The 21,848-nt window shown below is 39.5% G+C and carries 18 protein-coding genes, 1 tRNA gene, 3 pseudogenes and 1 CRISPR repeat array; of the genes and pseudogenes, 19 read left to right on the top strand and 3 right to left on the bottom strand.

Features of this window, described 5'->3' with window-relative positions; all coding sequences use genetic code 11:
- Positions 1–34: 34 nt before the first annotated feature.
- Positions 35–373 (top strand): cupin domain-containing protein, encoded by a 339-nt coding sequence (locus B6D67_RS07130; protein ID WP_002983741.1) that lies wholly within the window; start codon positions 35–37, stop codon positions 371–373.
- A gap of 1 nt (position 374) precedes the next feature.
- The gene (locus tag B6D67_RS07125; RefSeq protein WP_002983743.1) at positions 375–680 is read left to right on the top strand and encodes a cupin domain-containing protein; all 306 of its coding nucleotides are present in this window, start codon (positions 375–377) and stop codon (positions 678–680) included.
- Positions 681–1,114: 434 nt separating this feature from the next.
- Here B6D67_RS07125 and aroB read toward each other — a convergent pair whose 3' ends face one another.
- The 3 genes from aroB to B6D67_RS07110 form a co-directional block, all read right to left on the bottom strand.
- Positions 1,115–2,188: a 3-dehydroquinate synthase gene (gene aroB / locus B6D67_RS07120; RefSeq protein ID WP_010922517.1), complete on the bottom strand. Its 1,074-nt coding sequence runs from the start codon at positions 2,186–2,188 to the stop codon at positions 1,115–1,117.
- Between the two features lie 55 nt (positions 2,189–2,243).
- A complete protein-coding gene (locus B6D67_RS07115) occupies positions 2,244–2,996 on the bottom strand; it encodes a bifunctional 3-deoxy-7-phosphoheptulonate synthase/chorismate mutase (RefSeq protein WP_002983746.1) in 753 nt (250 codons plus the stop codon).
- Positions 2,997–3,237: 241 nt separating this feature from the next.
- Positions 3,238–3,308 (bottom strand) — tRNA-Thr (locus B6D67_RS07110).
- 166 nt (positions 3,309–3,474) lie between these two features.
- Here B6D67_RS07110 and B6D67_RS07105 point away from each other — a divergent pair.
- From B6D67_RS07105 to B6D67_RS07020, 17 genes and pseudogenes are all read left to right on the top strand, one after another.
- Entirely contained in the window at positions 3,475–3,729 is a 255-nt protein-coding gene (locus B6D67_RS07105) for a DUF1912 family protein (RefSeq protein ID WP_002983750.1), read from the top strand.
- 17 nt (positions 3,730–3,746) lie between these two features.
- Entirely contained in the window at positions 3,747–4,142 is a 396-nt protein-coding gene (locus B6D67_RS07100) for a helix-hairpin-helix domain-containing protein (RefSeq protein ID WP_002989018.1), read from the top strand.
- A gap of 361 nt (positions 4,143–4,503) precedes the next feature.
- Positions 4,504–4,746, top strand: a pseudogene (locus B6D67_RS10275) (GNAT family N-acetyltransferase); the annotation flags it as partial.
- Entirely contained in the window at positions 4,743–5,306 is a 564-nt protein-coding gene (locus B6D67_RS07085) for an AAA family ATPase (protein ID WP_002989022.1), read from the top strand. The pseudogene B6D67_RS10275 and the gene B6D67_RS07085, both read left to right, overlap by 4 nt.
- A 1-nt stretch (position 5,307) precedes the next feature.
- Positions 5,308–7,956, top strand: a complete 2,649-nt coding sequence (locus B6D67_RS07080) for a valine--tRNA ligase (protein ID WP_029714133.1) — start codon at positions 5,308–5,310, stop codon at positions 7,954–7,956.
- Positions 7,957–8,109: 153 nt separating this feature from the next.
- Positions 8,110–10,517 (top strand): annotated as a pseudogene (gene cas3 / locus B6D67_RS07075) (CRISPR-associated helicase Cas3').
- A gap of 132 nt (positions 10,518–10,649) precedes the next feature.
- The gene (gene cas5c, locus B6D67_RS07070) at positions 10,650–11,378 is read left to right on the top strand and encodes a type I-C CRISPR-associated protein Cas5c (protein ID WP_010922512.1); all 729 of its coding nucleotides are present in this window, start codon (positions 10,650–10,652) and stop codon (positions 11,376–11,378) included.
- Positions 11,378–13,273, top strand: coding sequence for a type I-C CRISPR-associated protein Cas8c/Csd1 (cas8c, locus tag B6D67_RS07065; RefSeq protein WP_010922511.1), 1,896 nt, complete (start codon positions 11,378–11,380; stop codon positions 13,271–13,273). The genes cas5c and cas8c overlap by 1 nt, the downstream gene beginning before the upstream one ends.
- Before the next feature lie 4 nt (positions 13,274–13,277).
- Positions 13,278–14,126 carry a type I-C CRISPR-associated protein Cas7/Csd2 gene (cas7c, locus tag B6D67_RS07060; RefSeq protein WP_010922510.1) on the top strand — a complete coding sequence of 283 codons (849 nt, stop codon included), beginning with the start codon at positions 13,278–13,280 and terminating at the stop codon, positions 14,124–14,126.
- A 1-nt stretch (position 14,127) separates the two neighbouring features.
- Positions 14,128–14,802: a CRISPR-associated protein Cas4 gene (cas4, locus tag B6D67_RS07055; protein ID WP_003060901.1), complete on the top strand. Its 675-nt coding sequence runs from the start codon at positions 14,128–14,130 to the stop codon at positions 14,800–14,802.
- Positions 14,799–15,824 carry a type I-C CRISPR-associated endonuclease Cas1c gene (cas1c, locus tag B6D67_RS07050; RefSeq protein ID WP_010922509.1) on the top strand — a complete coding sequence of 342 codons (1,026 nt, stop codon included), beginning with the start codon at positions 14,799–14,801 and terminating at the stop codon, positions 15,822–15,824. The genes cas4 and cas1c overlap by 4 nt, the downstream gene beginning before the upstream one ends.
- Positions 15,825–15,834: 10 nt before the next feature.
- Positions 15,835–16,128, top strand: a complete 294-nt coding sequence (cas2, locus tag B6D67_RS07045) for a CRISPR-associated endonuclease Cas2 (protein ID WP_002989044.1) — start codon at positions 15,835–15,837, stop codon at positions 16,126–16,128.
- A 148-nt stretch (positions 16,129–16,276) separates the two neighbouring features.
- Positions 16,277–16,571: a CRISPR direct-repeat array (repeat unit 32 nt; unit sequence GTCTCACCCTTCATGGGTGAGTGGATTGAAAT).
- Between the two features lie 159 nt (positions 16,572–16,730).
- The gene (gene ccdA2 / locus B6D67_RS07040) at positions 16,731–17,441 is read left to right on the top strand and encodes a thiol-disulfide oxidoreductase-associated membrane protein CcdA2 (protein WP_002983776.1); all 711 of its coding nucleotides are present in this window, start codon (positions 16,731–16,733) and stop codon (positions 17,439–17,441) included.
- A gap of 12 nt (positions 17,442–17,453) precedes the next feature.
- Entirely contained in the window at positions 17,454–18,077 is a 624-nt protein-coding gene (locus B6D67_RS07035) for a TlpA disulfide reductase family protein (protein ID WP_002983778.1), read from the top strand.
- Positions 18,078–18,293: 216 nt separating this feature from the next.
- A pseudogene (gene msrB / locus B6D67_RS07030) lies at positions 18,294–19,226 on the top strand (peptide-methionine (R)-S-oxide reductase MsrB); the annotation flags it as partial.
- 87 nt (positions 19,227–19,313) lie between these two features.
- The gene (locus B6D67_RS07025; protein WP_010922507.1) at positions 19,314–20,054 is read left to right on the top strand and encodes a response regulator transcription factor; all 741 of its coding nucleotides are present in this window, start codon (positions 19,314–19,316) and stop codon (positions 20,052–20,054) included.
- Entirely contained in the window at positions 20,051–21,784 is a 1,734-nt protein-coding gene (locus tag B6D67_RS07020) for a cache domain-containing sensor histidine kinase (protein ID WP_011285644.1), read from the top strand. The genes B6D67_RS07025 and B6D67_RS07020 overlap by 4 nt, the downstream gene beginning before the upstream one ends.
- The last annotated feature ends 64 nt before the right edge of the window (positions 21,785–21,848 follow it).

The following is a 21,848-nucleotide window of genomic DNA, read 5'->3' as shown; positions in this document are numbered from 1 at the left end:
CATACAACTAAACAGACCATAGAGGAGTTCGAAGATGTCTTATATCAATAATATTGAGCACGCGAAGGTTCTTGATTTGACGCAAGAAGTAATGATTGAGCAAGATCAAATGTTAAGTAGAACACTAGTCCAAAGGCAAGACCTAGGAATAACAGTTTTTTCCTTAGATAAGGGCCAAGAAATTGGGCGACACTCATCACCAGGAGATGCCATGGTTACTATCTTAAGTGGCTTAGCAGAAATCACCATTGATCAAGAGACCTACCGGGTTGCTGAAGGTCAAACCATTGTGATGCCAGCTGGGATTCCTCATGCCTTATATGCAGTAGAAGCCTTTCAAATGCTTTTAGTAGTAGTAAAACCGGAGGCTTAACATGATTGAAAATCTCTCTCAATTGGTGCAATATCATGATCATCAGGTGGCTAGCCGATCCTTGAGCCGTCTACTGGGATTATCTCAATCTATTGTTTTATATGCCATGGCCCAAGGAGAAAGCATTAGTCAAGAGACTAGTCCAAGAGATAAAGTAATACTTGTTTTAGAAGGTCAGCTCATTTTCGATTTAGAGGATCAAAAACAGGTCCTAACTCAAGAAAGTCTCATAGCCATACCTGCCCAAAAAGTCCATCATTTAGAAGCTAAAACCGATTGTAAACTATTACAAGTGCTTTTAGATTAAGGGCTTATTGTCAACTGTATTGGGTGGCCTATGGAAAAGCAAAAGAGAAGGTGACGCTCATCTTCTCTTTTTACGTATTCAAAGCGATGACAATACGAATTTTAAAGCTTGGCTTTCTCATCTCCAGATTAAGCCCTTTAGCTTGGTTTATTTTAGAATTCACTAAAAAAACCTTAATGAGTTTCCTATCTCCTTATAGGTTTCTCATTAAGGCTTTTTAGACGAAATAATTGAACGACAGGCAAAAGAAAGATCTTTTTACGAGTGATACCGTTCTCCTATAGTTCCATAAATCCTCTTTTTGATGTTGCTGTTAGTTATTCTTAGCTAAAAGTTATATTGTTATCAAGACTTGTCTGTAGTAACATGTTTTAGGAGTTCCAGGATACCGTTATTCTCTTAGCAAGCTTAACTAGCTAGAGTGGAGTCACTATTTATAATAAACTGTCGAGCTTCTCGACAAATTGGTGATCGTCTTTGTTAATGGCTAGGGTGGTAAAACCGGTTTCTGTGGGTAATATAAAGATAATATGTTGCTCAGAATTCTTCTTATCTGTTTTAAAGACGTCAAAGAGGGATGTCGCAGAGACATCAGCTCTTTCAAGTGTTGTTGGTAACTGGTAACGTTCAAAAACTTGAAGGAGGCTATCCAAGTCCTCTTTTGGCAAGAGTCCTTTGGAAACAGCCAGTTTAGCATCAACCACCATACCGATAGCAATGGCTTCACCGTGATGGTAAAAATCATGGTGGCAGAGCGATTCAATCGCGTGGCCCAAGGTATGCCCAAAATTTAAAGACATGCGCAAACCATTTTCAAATTCATCTTGTTCAACAATCCGTTTTTTATTGGAAATGGATTGGTAAATCAGACGTTCAAGTCCCTGCTTATCGGTTTCTTTTTGAAAATCACGTAACTGCTGAAAAAGCGGTCTATCATGAATGAAGCCGATTTTGAGCATCTCACTGATGCCGCAGGAGAATTCCCGTTGCGGTAAGGTCTCCAAAAAGGTGGTTGAAATAATGATAGCTTCTGGAGGGTAAATGCTGCCAATCATATTGGTTAGACCTTTAAAATGGACTCCAACTTTGCCCCCGATACTGCTATCCACCTGACTAAGTAAAGTCGTTGGGATTTGAATGTAGGGAATACCACGGTAATAGGTTGCAGCGACAAAACCACCCAGATCCCCAACAACACCACCACCAATAGTAACAATCATATCTTTTTTGGAAAAATTTTCAGCGATGAGCTGGTCGTAGATAGCACTGACACGTTCCAAGGATTTGGATTGACCTCCCGGAGGGCAGACATGGACAAAAGCGTTGTATTGCTGAGCAAATTCTTCAAAGAGAGTCTGATACAAGTGGTAGACCGTTTGATCGGTGATAAACAAGAGTTTACGCTGCTTGCGCTCACCAAGGCAATCTGCTAAGGTTTTTAAAACATGGTCGGTAAACAGGATATCATAATCCTTGACCCGAGAATGGACATGAAGTGTTTGTGGCATAAGCACTCCTTTCATCAGTACTAGGTAACAGAGATAACGCAGTGATATTTAGAGCTTAATCTTGCCAAAGTTCCTGCCCCAACTGTTCTAATTGCTTATAATCAATTTGCTGGGCAGCATCTGACAGCGCATGGTCGGGATCAGGATGAACCTCCATCATGATGCCATTGGCACCGACAGCCTTCGCTATCTTAGCAGCAGGTAAGAGTAAATCTCGTCTGCCTGTCGAATGAGATACGTCCACAATAATCGGTAAATCTGTCTTTTGTTGAATAATAGGGACTGCCATAATATCAAGCATATTTCTAGTCTCCACATCGTAGCCACGAACGCCACGTTCGCATAAGATAATGTTAGATTTTCCAGTGTCTTGTAAGTAGGAAAGGGCGCCCAAATATTCCTCGATAGTAGCCATCAAGCCTCGTTTAAACAAAATAGGCTTATCGATGTGTGACAAGGTTTTTAAAAATTCAAAATTTTGCATGTTGCGGGCACCAACCTGAATGACATCGAGATAGTCATAGGCTTCTTCTAATTGGCGCTCGGACATGATTTCACTGACCGATAGTAAGCCAAATTCCTGACAAACCTCATGCAAGTAACGAATTCCTTGCAGGCCAAGGCCTTGAAAAGAAGCAGCAGATGTTCTTGGTTTATAGGCGCCTCCTCTAAAATAGTTGTAACCAAGTTTTTTGGCACTTGAAGCTGCTAATCTAATGTGATCATAAGATTCAATGGAACAAGGTCCAACAATAAAATTATTCTTAGAACAAGTCTTATTTTGAAAGTCAGACATAATGTCAATCATTCGTTTGATTCCTTTACTAATTCTGTATGGCGTGCTCTATGGGATAACGTCTTATTTAGGAATACAAAATCTCGTTGTTATCCATGAAGCACCCTTAGCCTGTGAAATGATACCATAAACAAGATGAAATAGCAAGTAAACCCTAGATTGTCTATGTTCTTAGTCATTTTTATTAAAAAAGGCTTACTAGCTATAAAAAAATACTGCCCTAAATCTTATTAGGACAGTATTTTTTTATAGATGCCACCACCGAGAATCGAACTCGGAACGAAGCATTACCATTGCTTTATTATACCATTTAACTACAGCGGCTACCTTTTTATAATACTATAAGTTATTAATTGATGCAAGCTTTTCTTAAAAATATTTCCTTAATTGTTTATCATCAAAATGAGGGTACCAGTTATTAATAACATGGCACAAGAGGCCTGCCTTATGGTATAATGGTAAAGATAATTTCAGAAAGAGGAAGCCAAGCATGTCTTATGAAAAAGAATTTTTAAAAGATTTTGAAGACTGGGTTAAAACTCAGATTCAAGTCAATCAGCTAGCCATGGCAACCAGTCAAGAAGTTGCCCAAGAAGATGGCGATGAAAGGGCTAAAGATGCCTTTATTCGTTATGAAAGTAAGTTAGACGCCTACGAATTTTTACTAGGTAAATTTGACAATTATAAAAATGGTAAAGCCTTTCACGATATTCCAGATGAGTTATTTGGAGCAAGGCATTATTAAGAAGGAGACACGAAATAGTGGCAAAACAAAAAAATCGTAAAAAAGCATTGAAATTAGAAATGAAGCGTAATGGCTTGTTAAAAAAAGCAGGTCAAGTTTTTGATAAGGCAGTTGAAAGTGTTGAAACAGCTGTGGATAAAACCATTTCTGCTGGTAAAAATCTTGTGGAAAAAGGCAGCCAAACAGTTGAAAACCTGACAGCAAGCAAGGAAAGACTTACTCTTGATGAGTTTGCAGGGCAGCCAGTTGTAGCTGGTATCCGCTCTGACCTTGTCGAAACCCTATATGCAGAAGGCATCCATTCAGCGCAAGCTTTTAAGGAGTGGACAGAAAAAGACCTCCTTGCTCTTAAGGGCATTGGTCCAGCAACGGTTAAAAAATTGGTCGAAAATGGTGCAAGCTTTAAAAAATAGTCATCTTCTCGTTGCTTAATGGCTATAAATTTGTTAGAATATTAGCAATCAGAGGTGCATTGAGTTGGTCTGTTACAGAGAGCGGTGGTGTTGAGAAATCCGCACAGATGTCAAGGCTAGTAGCTGAGGATCAGAAATCAGATATGAAAAGTAGCAGACCCATTTTATGGTCTGAAACAGTGGTGGTACCGCGGAAATCGTAACACGAAATTCGTCCCTGTCTAGGTTATCTAGGCAGGGATTATTTGGTTTCATTTGAAAGAAGATGATGGCTTATTGTTAAAATGTTGTTAGAAGTATATAATAGAAAAACTTTGCCCAAAGTGGAAACAGAACGGCTGCTATTACGTCAACGAAAAGGGGACAAGGCATTGTTCCAGAAGCGGCTTCAGCTCTGATTGAAATTGGTTTTACCTTACTTGATTTGCATAAAATTGAGCTGGGTTGCTACGACTACAACAAGCAAAGTCAGGCAGTGGCTCGCAAATTAGGCTTTACCTTAGAAGCCAATGCCCGTGACCGTAAGGACGTTCAAGGTCGCCGCTGTGGCGACATGCGTTTTGGGTTACTGAGAAGTGAGTGGGAGGAGCAGAAACAAAAATGAACCTTATCATCATTGGTGCTCAAGCGTCGGGCAAGATGACCATTGGGCAAGAAGTTGCCAGGCAGACAGGCATGACTTTGTTTCATAATCACGATTCTATTGACTTTGTTTTACGGTTTATGCCTTGGTCTCAAGAGAGCACTGCCTTGATTGAACGTATCCGTTTTGCTTTTTTTGAAACCTTTGCTAAGACAGGTCAAGACATGATTTTTACTATTGTAATTGACTTCAATGATCCAAATGATGTAGCAATGCTTGAAAAGATTCAGGCTGTTTTTCAGTCTTATGACCAAGAGGTTCTCTTTGTCGAATTAAAAACAGATATAGAGGAACGTCTTAAACGCAATCGCACAGAAAATCGTCTCAAACATAAACCTCTTAAACGCAACATCGAGTGGTCAGAACAAGATATTCAATCCACGATGGCATATGCTGTTTTTAATCCAGAAGAACCACCCAAAACGCTCACGCATTACCAAAAAATCAATAATACCCAGCTCACCGCTGCTGAAACAGCGCAGCTTATTATCCAAAAAATGACTCATATCAAGGAGAACTAAGATGACAGAACTATCACCTAAATACAATCCTGCCGAGGTTGAGGCAGGTCGCTATCAAAAATGGCTTGATGCAGATGTTTTCAAGCCATCAGGAGACCAAAAAGCAAAACCGTATTCTATCGTGATTCCACCGCCAAATGTGACTGGTAAGTTGCACTTGGGACATGCTTGGGACACAACACTTCAAGATATTATCATTCGTCAAAAACGCATGCAGGGCTTTGATACGCTTTGGCTTCCAGGGATGGACCATGCAGGAATTGCGACACAGGCTAAGGTAGAGGAGCGTCTGCGCGAGCAGGGGATTTCTCGTTACGACCTTGGTCGTGACAAATTCCTAGACAAGGTCTGGGAGTGGAAAGACGAATATGCCACTACGATTAAAGAGCAGTGGGGCAAAATGGGGCTTTCTGTGGACTACAGCCGTGAGCGCTTCACCCTTGATGAGGGCTTGTCAAAAGCAGTTCGCAAGGTTTTTGTTGACCTCTACAAAAAAGGCTGGATTTACCGTGGTGAATTCATCATCAACTGGGATCCTGCTGCCAGAACTGCCCTTTCTGACATCGAGGTTATCCACAAGGATGTTGAGGGAGCTTTCTATCACATGAACTATATGTTGGCAGATGGCTCACGCGCCCTTCAAGTGGCAACAACGCGACCAGAAACCATGTTTGGAGACGTTGCCGTTGCCGTAAACCCAGAAGATCCTCGTTACAAAGATTTGATTGGCAAAAATGTTATTTTACCAATCGTGAATAAATTGATTCCAATCGTGGGTGACGAGCATGCTGACCCTGAATTTGGGACTGGAGTTGTGAAAATCACGCCTGCCCATGATCCTAACGATTTCGAGGTTGGTCAACGCCATAATCTACCACAAGTGAATGTCATGAACGATGACGGTACCATGAATGAGTTAGCTGGCGACTTTGCAGGCATGGACCGTTTTGAAGCTCGTCAAGCTACCGTTGCTAAACTTGAAGAACTTGGCGCCCTAGTAAACATCGAAAAACGTGTTCACTCAGTAGGTCACTCAGAACGTTCAGGTGCAGTCGTTGAGCCTCGTCTATCCACTCAATGGTTTGTAAAAATGGATGAGCTTGCTAAACAAGCTATGGACAACCAAGAAACAGATGACCGAGTAGATTTCTACCCACCACGTTTCAACGATACCTTCCTCCAATGGATGGAAAATGTCCATGACTGGGTAATCTCTCGCCAATTATGGTGGGGTCACCAAATTCCTGCTTGGTACAATGCAGAAGGTGAGATTTACGTTGGCGAAGAAGCACCAGAAGGTGATGACTGGACTCAAGATGAAGATGTTCTTGACACTTGGTTCTCATCTGCTTTATGGCCGTTCTCAACTATGGGGTGGCCTGACACAGATGTAGAAGATTTCAAACGTTATTTCCCAACCTCAACCTTAGTAACAGGTTATGACATCATTTTCTTCTGGGTGTCACGTATGATTTTCCAATCGCTTGAATTTACCGGGCGTCAGCCATTCCAAAATGTCCTGATTCACGGTCTTATTCGTGACGAAGAAGGACGCAAAATGTCTAAATCATTGGGGAACGGGATTGATCCGATGGATGTCATTGAGAAATATGGTGCCGATAGCTTACGTTGGTTCCTCTCAAACGGCTCTGCCCCAGGACAAGACGTGCGTTTCTCATACGAAAAAATGGACGCCTCTTGGAATTTCATTAATAAAATTTGGAATATTTCTCGCTATATCCTCATGAATAATGAAGGGTTGACATTGGAAGATGCTGAAAGTAATGTGGCTAAGGTAGCTGCCTCAGAAGCTGGAAATGTGACTGACCAGTGGATTCTCCACAATCTCAATGAAACCATCGCTAAAGTGACAGAAAACTTTGACAAGTTTGAGTTTGGTGTGGCAGGACACATTCTTTACAACTTTATTTGGGAAGAATTTGCCAACTGGTATGTGGAATTGACCAAGGAAGTGCTGTATAGCGACAACGAAGCTGAAAAAGTTATCACGCGCTCTGTCCTTCTTTATACTTTGGACAAGATTTTACGTCTCCTTCACCCAATCATGCCATTTGTAACAGAAGAAATTTACGCTCAATATGCCCAAGGTTCTATTGTGACGGTGGACTATCCTGTGGTTCGCCCAGCTTTTGAAAATGAAGCTGCGCATAAAGGTGTGGAAAGTTTGAAAGACCTGATTCGTGCAGTTCGTAATGCGCGCGCTGAAGTTAACGTGGCACCATCAAAACCAATCACCATTTTGGTGAAGACAGCAGATAGTGAATTAGAAGACTTTTTCAACAGCAATATCAACTACATCAAATGCTTCACTAACCCTGAAAAATTAGAAATCAGCTCAGCCATTGCTGCGCCAGAACTGGCTATGACCAGCATCATCACAGGTGCTGAAATCTACTTGCCACTAGCAGATTTGCTTAACGTGGAAGAAGAACTTGCTCGCCTAGATAAAGAACTGGCTAAATGGCAAAAAGAACTGGACATGGTCGGCAAAAAACTCGGCAACGAACGCTTTGTTGCCAACGCCAAACCAGAAGTTGTCCAAAAAGAAAAAGACAAACAAGCTGACTACCAAGCTAAGTACGACGCAACCCAAGAACGGATTGCAGAGATGAAGAAAATTAAATCATAGTGTTTAGAACGCAGTTGAAAAACTGTGTTCTTTTCTTACTAATAGAGATATTAGATTGAAGTTTAATTATGAGAAAAACGCTTTCTTTATTTAAAGAGTTATGTTACAATACTATTACAATCATCGTACAAATAGTGTTATTTTGAGAGGCATATGAGAATGATTTTAGCACACTATGACTGTAAAAAAGATAAAAAGCAATCTTTAGATGAGCATTTATGGCATGTGGCCTGTTCTAGTCGACAGGAAGCATCTATAATTGGTCAAGGAGATGTGCTTTTTTTAATTGGTCTTTACCACGACCTGGGCAAAGCTGATCGAACCTTTCAAGATAAATTATTAAATAATCCAAATCGGCATGTTGATCACTCTTATGCAGGGGCAAAATACTTATGTTCTATTATTGGGCCTCATCTAAAAAACCGAGGGGTTGATAAAAATGAGAGAATGACATTCAACGAAATGGTGGGGTATGTCATCTCTGCTCATCATGGGATGTATGATTTATGCTACTATTTTGACGATGCTGAATATTATGGCTTTAATAAGTTTAAAAATCGTATCAATAGAGACTTAGATGGTTATCACTATCATGAAGATATTAAAGGGTACGCTCTAAAATTAGAAAAAAATTATGTGATTATGGCTACAAAGATTTAAGGGAGCTTATTGATAAAGCTTTTGATAATTACCAACAAGCCATGTCTTCCTTAAACTGGCAAGATAAGAGTGAGTGGGATTATTATCAGTCTTGTATGGTGAGACTTTACTTGTCACTCTTAAAAAACGCTGATATTTTGGACACAGTAAATGCCTATGGCCTTAAGATAAGTCCTATGGATAAAACAGAGCGATCCTTTCTAAAACACTCCTATTTAGCGGCCATTGAACAAAAATATGCTAGCTTTGGACAGCCAAACAATCAGTTGAACACTATTCGGACAGAAATCGCTGAGCGTGTTAAAGAAAGAGGTAAACGAGATTCCAAGGGGATTTATCGCTTAGATTTACCGACAGGAGCTGGCAAGACTAATCTTAGTATGCGTTATGCGTTTCACCAATTAGTTCATCACGACAAATCAAGGTTTTTTTACATAACGCCCTTTCTTTCGGTTCTTGAGCAAAATGCTTCCGAAATTAGAAAAGTTACAGGTGACCTTGGCGTTCTAGAACACCATTCCAATGTGGTGAAACAGGCTAATGAAGATGATGATGATAAGGACAGTTTATTGTCAGCTTATCTTAGTGATAGCTGGGACAGTCAAGTAGTCTTGACTTCTATGGTTCAATTTTTCCAAACACTTTTCAAAACAAAATCAGCTAATCTGAGACGTTTTTCAAGTTTGATTAATAGTGTTGTGATTCTAGATGAAGTTCAATCCCTGCCTATTGAAGTCACCACTTTGTTTAATTTAACGATGAATTTTTTAAATAAAGTTATGGATACAACCATCGTTCTTTGCACAGCGACACAACCTGCTTATGATTCTTCAGAGATTGACCATCGTATCTGTTATGGAGGGAACTTGGGAGAATTAGCTGAAATAGTTGAGTTAACGATTGAAGAAAAACAGATTTTTTCAAGGACAGAGCTTAGAAAATTTGATGATAGTGATCAGAAAGTTCACTTGACTGATGTTATTAACCTTATTCTAGGTGAGGAAAACTCAGTTCTTGCTATTTTTAATACGAAAAAAACGGTTCATAACTGCTATACTATGCTAAAAGACATGACTGATAGACCGGTCTATCAGCTTTCGACAAATATGTGTGCGCAGCATAGACTTGACTTGATTGCTAAGATCAAAACGGAGTTACAAAATAATATCCCTATTATTTGTATTAGCACGCAATTAATTGAAGCAGGTGTAGATGTTGATTTTCATCGCGTCATTCGTTCCTACTCAGGGATTGATTCTATTGTTCAGGCTGCTGGACGGTGTAACCGAGAAGGCAAACGAGATAAAGGGCAAGTCACTCTTGTCAATCTGACCAATGAAGAGGAAAATATTTCTAGGCTGACAGAAATAAAAACTAAAAAAGAAGCCACAGAATCTATTCTTCATAAGATTGGGTCTCCAATTGATATCTCAACTTTAAACCGTGACTTTTTTGAGTATTATTATGCCAATAATCAGGGACTGATGGATTATCCTTTGGAAGACAACCTATCAATCTACGACTATTTAAGCCTTAATATTTATCAGACGGCAAATAAAAAGTTCAAAGGTAAGTTAAAACAAGCTTTTAAAACAGCAGGAGCCAAAATGAACCTCATCAATAATGATATGATAGGAATTCTCGTACCTTATGGCGAAGCTGAGAAAAAATTGGCTTATTTAGAAGAATTAGGTGTGTCACATTTTTTATCAGCAAAAGATTATCAAACGATAAAATCATTACTAAAAGAGTTACAACCTTTTACGGTTAATGTCCGCGAGAACGATCCTCTCTTTGAGACAACAAAATCTTATCTAAATGGTCAGATTCTGGTTTTGACGTCGGAGTATTATGACACGGAAAGAGGAGTTAAATACGATTCAGCTAGCTTTTACTTCTAACTCAAAACGAAAGAAGATTAACAAAAGGTTGTTAGAGGACCTTGTTAACCTGCCAATCATCATTAGTAATTATTATCAATTTAGACTATTTAATAAAATTAGATTACAAAAAAACAGAAGGAGGAAAGTAGCTTGTACAGATCTAGAGACTTCTACGTGAGAGTAAGTGGTCAGCGAGCTCTTTTTACAAATCCAGCCACAAAAGGGGGATCGGAACGCTCATCCTATTCGGTTCCGACTAGACAGGCACTGAATGGTATCGTTGATGCCATCTATTATAAGCCGACCTTTACTAATATCGTCACAGAGGTTAAGGTTATTAACCAGATTCAAACCGAATTACAGGGTGTCAGGGCTCTGTTACATGATTATAGTGCAGATTTAAGTTATGTATCCTATTTGAGTGATGTTGTTTATCTGATCAAGTTTCATTTTGTTTGGAATGAAGATAGAAAAGATTTGAACTCAGATAGACTTCCAGCTAAACATGAAGCCATTATGGAGCGTTCTATTCGTAAAGGGGGACGTCGAGATGTGTTTTTGGGTACAAGAGAATGTTTAGGGCTTGTAGATGATATCAGCCAAGAAGAGTATGAGACTACTGTGTCGTATTATAATGGTGTCAATATCGACTTGGGAATCATGTTCCATTCCTTTGCCTATCCGAAGGACAAAAAGACACCATTAAAATCATACTTTACAAAGACTGTGATGAAAAATGGAGTCATTACGTTTAAAGCACAGTCTGAATGCGATATTGTTAACACGCTTTCTAGTTATGCTTTTAAAGCACCAGAGGAGATAAAATCGGTTAACGATGAATGCATGGAGTATGATGCCATGGAGAAAGGAGAAAACTGATGGATTTTTTTACTTCTCTCTTGAAGACTTATGAAAAAGCAGAGCTAGCAGACTTGGTTGATCATCAAAAAAGAAATAATGAGCCGGTTTTACTGCCGATTTATCATACGAGTTTAAAGTCAAATGGTAAAAATATCATTTCAGTGAAACTTGACAAAGATGGCCAGTTTCACAAGGCAGAATTTATGGCAGATAAGCAAATGATTATTTTTCCTGTAACGGCTGATTCTGTTGCTAGGTCAGGTAGTCATCCTGCACCGCATCCCCTAGTCGATAAATTTGCTTATTATAGTGCTGAAATGGGGCAGATTCAGTATGATTCTTTTCATAAGCAACTGAATAACTGGATTGATTATTGTGAGGAGGGTGATGTCAAGAAATTTTTAACCTTTGTTCAGCAGTTCATTTTGAAGCCAGAATTTCTAACATTGATTCTTGATTCTTTAATTGGTCCTGATTATCAACATAATCAATTAAAAGTCACATTTTGTGATGCCACTGGAAAAGAAAAATTAATTGATTTATCAGCTTGCTTTTTAGAATTTTCAATTGATCAGTTCCAGGGCTTTAAAAATGAATCGGTTTCGACATTTAAAGCCTTACACCAATCCTATATTTCTTTTGTTGAAGCCAATCGTGAAAATCTCGGTATTTGTAATATTAGTGGACGAGAGGAACAGCTTACCGATAAGCATAGAGGTTTGATGGGGAATGCTAAAATCATCTCTGTTAGTAATAAAAGAGAAGCTTATAAAGGACGTTTTAGAGAACGCGAAGACGTTTTTAGTGTTGGCTATGAAACTTCCGAAAAGATTCATTTAATGCTCAAGTACCTTTTAGAAAATAAAAATACCAGTACTTGGTTAGGGTCTTCTCAATATTTAATCAACTGGTTCAGCGATGATTTAACAAATGATAGTCGGTTGGATATTGTATCACCAATCTTTGATGATGGACTTGAAGAAGATGATGATGACGATACGCCTCCTGTTATAACATTAGCAACTGAAGACAATAAAAGAATTGGTAAATCATTCATCAAGGGACAAAAATTATTTGCTAATGATGCCACTTACTACGTTGCTATTTTGAATAAAACCAGCAATGGGCGGATTGCTTTAAAATATTTTCGTCAGCTTCAAGCGTCCCAATTACTCACCAATCTTAACAAGTGGCAGGAAACATACAGTTGGGAGTCGCGATCTAAGTTTGGGAAAAGTCGCTTAAGAACCCCTACTTTTCATGACATCCTTAATGTGTCCTACGGGGTTGATAGGGATCGCTTCCTTGAATTAGATAATGATAACTTCAAAAGTGATCAAATTCAAAAGTTAGTGGCAAGTTTGATTGATGGTAAACCGATGCCACAGTCCATTGTCAAAAAGTTAGGTAACAATGTTAAAGAACGACATCGTTACCGTAAGCACTGGTATCAAGTTGAGCAGGTCTGCTTAGCAATTTTACACAAACAAAATGGGGAGGAATTTTCACCGATGCTAGATCATACCAATCAAAATCGTTCCTATCTTTTTGGACGATTATTAGCAATTTTTGAATTAATCGAGACCTTGCGTTATGGCTTGGATGGAAACAATAACGACCGTATTACCAATGCTGAACGTTATTGGACAGCCTATACTGGACAACCAACAAAATTGATGATGTTATTGGAAAATAAAATTAAGCCTTACGAAGAACCATTGAAATTAAATCGTCGTGGCAGTTGGATGAAATTAGAAAAAGAAAAAGAAGAGATTTTAGAACTGTTAAATCCTCTGTTAGAAACAGAAACAATGGAAAAACCCTTAGATTACCGCTTTATTTTTGGGTATTATGCTGAGAAAAACTATTACTATACAAAACAAAACACGGAAGTAACAGAAAGTGAGGAGTAAAAAGATGTTGGAACACAAAATTGATTTTATGGTAACTCTTGAAGTGAAAGAAGCAAATGCAAATGGTGATCCCTTAAATGGAAACATGCCTCGTACAGATGCCAAAGGATATGGTGTGATGAGTGATGTCTCCATTAAACGTAAGATTCGTAATCGTTTGCAAGATATGGGGAAGTCTATTTTTGTGCAAGCTAATGAGCGTATTGAAGATGATTTTCGTTCACTGGAAAAACGCTTTTCGCAACATTTTACAGCTAAGACACCTGACAAAGAAATTGAAGAAAAAGCAAATGCATTATGGTTTGATGTTCGTGCTTTTGGACAAGTTTTTACTTATCTGAAAAAATCAATTGGGGTGCGTGGACCAGTTTCCATCAGTATGGCTAAGTCCTTGGAGCCAATTGTCATTTCCAGCCTTCAAATTACGCGTAGTACCAATGGTATGGAAGCTAAGAATAATAGTGGCCGCTCTTCTGATACGATGGGGACAAAACATTTTGTAGATTATGGTGTGTATGTACTTAAAGGTTCTATCAATGCTTATTTTGCTGAAAAGACTGGTTTTTCTCAGGAAGATGCTGAGGCTATTAAAGAAGTTTTGGTTAGCTTGTTTGAAAATGATGCGTCGTCTGCACGTCCGGAAGGCTCTATGCGAGTTTGTGAAGTCTTTTGGTTTACGCATTCAAGCAAATTGGGAAATGTTTCAAGTGCGCGTGTCTTTGACTTGTTAGAGTATCATCAATCAATAGAAGAAAAAAGCACTTATGACGCTTATCAGATTCATCTAAATCAAGAAAAATTGGCTAAATATGAAGCGAAAGGGTTAACGCTTGAAATCCTAGAAGGACTCTAGTATGGTCTATGCCGAAGATGATTATTTAATGCTGTCAGGTATTCAGCATTTCCAATTTTGTAAACGTCAATGGGCGTTGATCCATATTGAGCAACAATGGCTTGATAATGAAGCGACAGCGCATGGACAGGTTTTACATACTAAAGCAGATAACCCTTACATTAAAGAAAAACGAAAAGAGCTTTTGGTCTCACGTGCTATGCCCATTTCTTCTGCAGAACTTGGACTTTCAGGAATTATGGATGTTGTGGAATTTTATAAAGATGATCAAGGTGTGTCTTTGAGGGGAAAACGTGGGAAATGGTTACCAAAAGTTGTGGAATACAAGCGCGGAAAACCTAAAAAAGATACCAGAGATATTGTCCAGTTGGTGGCTCAGACCATGTGTTTAGAAGAAACGCTAGACTGCGACATTAACGAAGGTTGTCTTTATTACCATAGTGTCAATCAAAGAGTGATTGTTCCTATGACATCAGCTTTGCGTCAAGAAGTGAAGGAATTAGCCGCAGAGATGCATGAGGTTTATCAGAGTCAAATGCTACCTAAAGCAGCTTATTTTAAAAACTGTCAGCTTTGTTCTTTAGTCGATATTTGTAAGCCCAGGTTGAGTAAAAAAACAAGGAGTGTGTCGCGTTACATCAATGAGGCTATGACCAGTGAGGAGATGGACCTATGAAGAAGTTGCTAAATACCTTGTATTTGACGCAAGAAGATTTTTATGTCACTAAAGAGGGCGATAACATTGTTATCAAGCAAGAAGGTAAGGTTCTCAAACGGTTTCCGTTTCGGATTATTGACGGTATTGTCTGTTTTTCTTATTTGGGTGTGTCGTCTGCTTTGGTGAAGTTATGTACGGAGAATCAGATTAATTTATCGTTTCATACACCACAAGGGCGTTTTTGTGGTCGCTATATTGGTTCAACCAATGGGAATGTGTTGTTGCGTAGAGAACATTATCGTTTATCTGATCGTGAGGAATCTTTGGAATACGCAAAGCGGTTTATTTTGGCTAAAATTTCCAACTCAAGGAAATACTTGCTACGCTTTAAACGAGATCATCGTCAACAGATTGATACCAAGCTTTTTGAGGCTGTTAATGACGAATTGATATGGGCTTTAGAGATGGTTCAGGCAGCAGATAATAAAGACTCTTTAAGAGGGATTGAAGGCCAAGCTGCTAATCAGTATTTTCGCATATTTAATGACCTGGTGTTGACGGACAAAAAAACGTTTTACTTCCAAGGTCGGAGTAAACGACCACCCTTAGATTGTGTTAATGCCCTCTTGTCTTTTGGTTACAGTTTACTGACCTTTGAATGTCAATCTGCCTTGGAAGCTGTCGGATTAGACAGTTACGTTGGTTTCTTTCACACGGATCGTCCTGGGCGTGCTAGTTTAGCGCTTGATTTAGTTGAAGAGTTCCGCTCATATATTGTAGATCGTTTTGTCTTTTCATTAATTAATAAAGGACAACTTCAGAAAAAACACTTTGAGGTTAAAGAAAATGGTAGTATTTTATTGACGGAAAATGGCAGAGCTATTTTTATTGATTTGTGGCAGAAGCGTAAGCATACTGAGGTAGAACATCCTTTTACAAAAGAGAAAGTAAAACTTATGTTATTACCCTATGTACAAGCGCAGCTTTTAGCTAAGGCTATACGAGGAGATTTAGAAAGCTATCCACCTTTTATGGTTTAGGAGATGTTATATGATGGTTTTAGTCACTTATGATGTAAATACGGAAACACCTGCTGGTAGAAAAAGATTGCGTCATGTTGCCAAACTCTGTGTGGACTATGGGCAACGTGTTCAAAATTCTGTTTTTGAATGTTCTGTGACACCCGCAGAATTTGTGGATATAAAGCACCGCTTAACACAAATCATTGATGAGAAAACTGATAGTATTCGCTTTTATTTATTGGGGAAAAATTGGCAGAGGCGTGTGGAAACACTTGGTCGCTCAGACAGCTATGACCCAGATAAAGGTGTCTTATTATTGTAAAAATCTCTTGTGCGAAGCTAGCTTTCACAGAAACACCTTGCTTGCTCGCGCAAAAATAACTTAAAAAAGAAGCGAAATGGAGATAAAAAGGCTTAAAACACCTCTATGTGTGCCATCCGTTTCTCTATAAACTGTGTCATTTGGCGCAGTCTCACCCTTCATGGGTGAGTGGATTGAAATAAAAAGCATATCACGAAAATCACCAATTACATCAGGTCTCACCCTTCATGGGTGAGTGGATTGAAATAAGTCATTTTCTGCTTCTGCTAGGTTTGCTTTAGTCTCACCCTTCATGGGTGAGTGGATTGAAATTTTTTACTTTGATTACATCCCGCAATGTCACAGCGTCTCACCCTTCATGGGTGAGTGGATTGAAATTGTCCGCATACCTTGATTTGAGCGAGTAAACTCGTCTCACCCTTCATGGGTGAGTGGATTGAAAGATGAACCCGATCTCTCTTTTAATGAGGTCGGGTTTTTACATGCCTTTAGTCAACCATTTATCTGATAGCGTATCAAATTCAAGTTTTTGCATGTTCTAGTCTATGGTTTGCGCCACTAGCTTTCGGTAAACTAAGGGTAACTTAAGAGAGGAGTTATTTATGACACTATCACTTGTATTAATGGTATCGGTTTTTGGGGCAGGCTTGTTATCCTTTTTCTCTCCGTGTATCTTTCCGGTCCTTCCTGTCTATTTAGGCATTTTACTGGATGCAGATGATTCAAAGACGATTACTATATTTGGTAAAAAACTCTATTGGTATGGCATTGTCAAAACTTTAGCCTTTATTTTTGGTCTATCTACTATTTTTGTGATTTTAGGTTACGGGGCTGGTTTTTTAGGAAATATCCTTTATGCGGTATGGTTTCGGTACTTACTGGGAGCCTTGGTCATTATCTTGGGGATTCATCAGATGGGCCTCATTACCATTAAGAGCTTACAATTTCAAAAATCACTGACTTTCCATAATAACAAGAATCGCAACGGTTTGTTCAATGCATTTATCCTTGGTTTAACCTTTAGCTTTGGTTGGACGCCTTGTGTGGGACCTGTTTTGAGTTCTGTCCTAGCATTGGTGGCTTCAGGGGGAAATGGTGCCTGGCAAGGTGGCGTTTTGATGATTATTTATACTCTTGGATTGGGCATTCCTTTCCTACTCATCTCTTTTGCGTCAGGCATTGTTTTGAAACAGTTTAACAAGCTCAAACCCCACATACTTTTACTGAAAAAAGTAGGAGGCGTTCTGATTATAGTCATGGGAATCTTGCTTATGACAGGAACCTTAAATAACTTAGCACAACTTTTTGGATAAAGGAGAAACACAATGAAAAAAGGACTATTAGTAACAACTGGTTTGGCTTGTCTCGGGCTACTAACTGCTTGCTCAACCCAAGACAATATGGCTAAAAAGGAAATAACTCAGGACAAGATGAGCATGGCAGCTAAAAAGAAAGATAAGATGTCAACATCAAAGGACAAGTCCATGATGGCAGATAAATCATCTGATAAGAAAATGACCAATGATGGTCCTATGGCGCCTGATTTCGAACTCAAAGGCATCGATGGTAAGACCTATCGCTTATCAGAGTTCAAAGGTAAAAAAGTTTATTTGAAATTTTGGGCCTCTTGGTGTTCAATCTGTCTATCAACCTTGGCAGATACCGAAGACCTGGCTAAAATGTCAGATAAAGACTATGTGGTCCTAACAGTTGTCTCGCCAGGTCATCAAGGGGAAAAATCAGAAGCAGACTTTAAAAAATGGTTCCAAGGAACAGACTATAAGGACTTACCAGTCTTGTTAGATCCGGATGGCAAGCTATTGGAAGCTTACGGTGTCAGATCTTACCCAACAGAAGTTTTCATTGGAAGTGATGGTGTTCTTGCTAAAAAACACATTGGTTATGCCAAAAAATCAGACATCAAAAAGACCCTTAAAGGTATACATTAGGAAGGACCAGCTGATAGGCATTAGAAAAAAGGAGTTGAGTTTATGGAACATAAATGGAAATTATGGCTATTTATCGTTGGAGTGGTCTTGTTAATAGGCGGAGCTTCTGTTCTCATTCAGAAAGGTCAAGCCAAGGCTTTTAGTCAAGGCAAGCCTCAACTACCAGCTAAAAAAGTCAAATCCACTAAAGTAGATCCCAATGCCCCTGTTGATCAAAAAGTGATTTACCTGGCTGGAGGCTGTTTCTGGGGCGTTGAAGAATATTTTTCACAAGTGGATGGCGTTCTAGATGCGGTGTCAGGCTATGCCAATGGTAGAGGCGATACCACCAACTACCAGTTAATTCATCAGACTGGTCATGCAGAAACCGTTGAAGTGGCCTATGATGCGAACCGTATTAGCTTGAAAGAATTATTACTGCATTTTTTCCGAATTATTGACCCAACCAGTCTTAATAAGCAAGGAAATGATCGCGGTAGTCAATACCGAACTGGGATTTACTATACTGACAAAGCAGATTTAGCTATTATTGATGAGGTCTTCAAAGAAAAAGCTAAGGATTACAAGAAAAAAATAGTGGTTGAAAAAGCACCATTGAAACACTTTATTAAGGCAGAAGACTACCACCAAGATTACCTCAAGAAAAATCCAAATGGCTACTGCCATATTGACATCAACCAAGCGACTTATCCTGTGATTGATGAAAGCAAGTACCCAAAACCAAGTGCCACTGAGATCAAGGAAAAACTATCTGCAGACGAATACCGAGTGACGCAAAAAAACGAAACTGAAAAAGCTTTTTCTAATCGCTACTGGGATTCTTTTGATGCAGGAATTTACGTAGACGTTGTGACAGGAGAACCGCTTTTCTCTTCAAAAGACAAATTTGAATCAGGTTGTGGTTGGCCAAGCTTTAGCCGCCCCATCAGCCCAGACGTTGTCCGCTACAAGGAAGATAAGAGTTTCAATATGACGAGAACAGAAGTGCGCAGCCGTTCAGGGAATTCTCATCTGGGGCATGTCTTTACTGACGGACCTAAAGACCAAGGCGGCCTTCGTTACTGCATCAATAGCTTGTCTATTACCTTTATTCCAAAAGCTGATATGGAAGCTAAGGGCTATGGTTATTTATTATCATCTGTAGAATAGGGTTAGGCCTAAAAATCTGATATAATAGAAGAAAGACTAGTATGAGAGGGCCATGCAAGGCCCTTTATAAAGATAAGGAGACACCGTGTGTACTCATTGTTAATTGTAGAAGACGAATACCTTGTGCGCCAGGGTATTCGTTCTTTGGTTGATTTTAGCCAGTTCAAGATTGATCGGGTCAACGAAGCAGAAAATGGCCAGTTGGCTTGGGACTTGTTTCAGAAAGAGCCTTATGATATTGTTTTGACGGATATCAATATGCCCAAATTAAATGGGATTCAACTAGCAGAACTCATTAAACAGGAATCCCCCCAAACTCATCTGGTATTTTTGACGGGCTACGATGATTTTAACTATGCCTTATCTGCTTTGAAATTAGGGGCAGATGATTACTTGCTCAAACCCTTTTCCAAGGCAGATGTAGAAGACATGTTAGGAAAGCTCCGGAAAAAATTAGAACTTTCCAAGAAAACAGAAACCATTCAGGAATTGGTTGAGCAGCCTCAAAAAGAAGTATCAGCAATAGCAATGGCTATTCATGAGCGGTTGGCAGATTCTGATTTGACCCTAAAAAGCTTGGCTCAGCAGCTTGGTTTTAGCCCTAATTACCTTAGCGTCTTGATTAAAAAAGAGTTAGGGATGCCCTTTCAAGATTATCTGGTACAAGAACGGTTGAAAAAAGCCAAGCTTCTCTTGTTAACCAGTAATCTTAAAATCTATGAAATTGCAGAGCAGGTCGGTTTTGAGGACATGAATTATTTTTCTCAGCGCTTTAAGCAACTGGTAGGCGTTACCCCAAGTCAGTATAAAAAAGGAGGCCAGGCATGAAGCGTTATCCCCTACTGGTCCAGTTGATTTCGTATGTTTTTGTGATCGTAATTGCCCTCATTACCACGCTTGGTTTGCTTTATTACCAGACGAGTTCTCGTAATATCAGGCAACTAATTGAACGTGATACCCGGCAGAGCATTCGGCAAAGTTCCCAATTTATTGACGCTTACATCAAGCCTCTTAAAGAAACAACTTCGGTGCTGGCGAAAAATACGGAAATTCAAGCCTTTGCTAGTCAAATTCATCAAGAAAATGACAAACAGGTTCTTCAGCTCATGAAGATGGTTCTTGCGACCAATTCCGATTTACAAGCAGCTGTTCTGGTGACTAAGGATGGTCGAACGGTGTCTACCAATTCTCAGTTGACCATGAAAACCTCCAGTGACATGATGGCAGAACCCTGGTATAAAGCAGCCATAGACCGTCAAGCCATGCCAATCTTAACCCCAGCTCGGCAATTATCCCTTTCTTCTAAAAAAGAATGGGTAGTTTCTGTGACCCAAGAGGTAGTAGATAGGGCTGGGCATAATTTAGGTGTGCTAAGACTTGATATTGCATACCCGACCATTAAAGCGTCTTTAGATCAGCTTCAGCTAGGCCGCCAAGGCTTTGCCTTTATTGTGAATGATAAGCATGAATTTGTTTACCATCCCAAAAAGAGTGTTTACAGTTCTTCTAAGGAGATGGCTGCGATGAAACCTTATTTAGCGATTCAGAATGGTTACACTAAGGACAAGACATCTTTTGTTTACCAAAAACTCATTCCTAACAGTCAATGGACTTTAGTGGGAGTGGCGTCACTGGATCAGTTGCACCGGGTGCAGCGCCAAATTTTTTGGTCCTTTCTTGGAACAGGGCTTCTAGCCTGTCTGATTTGTGGCTTTGCAACTGTCTTAGTCTTACGCAGATGGATTCGTCCCATTCAACAATTGCAGCAAGTTATTCTTGCTATTCAAAAAGGAGATCGTCAGTTACGTGCCCAAGAAACGGGTTCTCCAGAATTGACAGACCTTGCCCAACAGTTTAATGCGCTCTTAGATCAAATTGATAGCTTGATGGTTGCCGTTGCGGATAAGGAAAAGGCGATTGGGCAGTATAGGTTACAAGCCTTGGCTAGTCAGATTAACCCGCATTTTCTCTATAACACCTTGGACACTATTATTTGGATGGCAGAATTTAATGACAGCAAGCGCGTGGTAGAAGTGACCAAGTCTCTAGCTAAGTATTTTCGTTTGGCCCTTAATCAGGGGAACGAATACATTCGTTTGGCAGATGAACTGGATCACGTTAGCCAATACCTCTTTATTCAAAAACAGCGCTATGGAGACAAGCTAAGTTATGAAGTGCAAGGCTTAGATGTCTACGCAGACTTTGTTATTCCTAAGCTTATCTTACAGCCCTTAGTAGAAAATGCTATCTACCATGGCATCAAAGAAGTCGATCGCAAGGGCATGATCAAGGTTACGGTATCTGATACAGCTCAGCATCTGATGTTGACTGTTTGGGATAATGGTAAAGGCATTGAAGACTCTTCACTGACCAATAGTCAGAGCTTGTTGGCTAGGGGAGGTGTGGGCCTTAAAAATGTTGACCAGCGGTTAAAACTTCACTATGGTGAAGGCTACCACATGACCATTCATAGCCAGTCAGACCAGTTCACTGAAATACAATTAAGCCTTCCTAAAATGCATGAATTAATGGCAGACGACACACAGGAAAACGAGTAAGGTTACAGGAAGTGCATGTCAGCCATTTCCCTAAGTTAGGGTATTGGAGATAGGAACCTTAGAA

The sequence above is a fragment of the Streptococcus pyogenes genome (assembly GCF_002055535.1).
Classification (GTDB): Bacteria; Bacillota; Bacilli; order Lactobacillales; family Streptococcaceae; genus Streptococcus; species Streptococcus pyogenes.
The sequence above is the reverse complement of the archived record's forward strand: the minus strand, read 5'-3'. Positions and strand labels throughout refer to the sequence as shown.

Bases quoted from the DNA above. Each gene is read 5' to 3' on its own strand.
- B6D67_RS07130 (WP_002983741.1), top strand. From the start codon at position 35: ATGTCTTATATCAATAATATTGAGCACGCGAAGGTTCTTGATTTGACG.
- B6D67_RS07125 (WP_002983743.1), top strand. From the start codon at position 375: ATGATTGAAAATCTCTCTCAATTGGTGCAATATCATGATCATCAGGTG.
- aroB (WP_010922517.1), bottom strand. From the start codon at position 2,188: ATGCCACAAACACTTCATGTCCATTCTCGGGTCAAGGATTATGATATC.
- B6D67_RS07115 (WP_002983746.1), bottom strand. From the start codon at position 2,996: ATGATTGACATTATGTCTGACTTTCAAAATAAGACTTGTTCTAAGAAT.
- B6D67_RS07105 (WP_002983750.1), top strand. From the start codon at position 3,475: ATGTCTTATGAAAAAGAATTTTTAAAAGATTTTGAAGACTGGGTTAAA.
- B6D67_RS07085 (WP_002989022.1), top strand. From the start codon at position 4,743: ATGAACCTTATCATCATTGGTGCTCAAGCGTCGGGCAAGATGACCATT.
- B6D67_RS07080 (WP_029714133.1), top strand. From the start codon at position 5,308: ATGACAGAACTATCACCTAAATACAATCCTGCCGAGGTTGAGGCAGGT.
- cas8c (WP_010922511.1), top strand. From the start codon at position 11,378: ATGGATTTTTTTACTTCTCTCTTGAAGACTTATGAAAAAGCAGAGCTA.
- cas7c (WP_010922510.1), top strand. From the start codon at position 13,278: ATGTTGGAACACAAAATTGATTTTATGGTAACTCTTGAAGTGAAAGAA.
- cas4 (WP_003060901.1), top strand. From the start codon at position 14,128: ATGGTCTATGCCGAAGATGATTATTTAATGCTGTCAGGTATTCAGCAT.
- cas1c (WP_010922509.1), top strand. From the start codon at position 14,799: ATGAAGAAGTTGCTAAATACCTTGTATTTGACGCAAGAAGATTTTTAT.
- cas2 (WP_002989044.1), top strand. From the start codon at position 15,835: ATGATGGTTTTAGTCACTTATGATGTAAATACGGAAACACCTGCTGGT.
- ccdA2 (WP_002983776.1), top strand. From the start codon at position 16,731: ATGACACTATCACTTGTATTAATGGTATCGGTTTTTGGGGCAGGCTTG.
- B6D67_RS07035 (WP_002983778.1), top strand. From the start codon at position 17,454: ATGAAAAAAGGACTATTAGTAACAACTGGTTTGGCTTGTCTCGGGCTA.
- B6D67_RS07020 (WP_011285644.1), top strand. From the start codon at position 20,051: ATGAAGCGTTATCCCCTACTGGTCCAGTTGATTTCGTATGTTTTTGTG.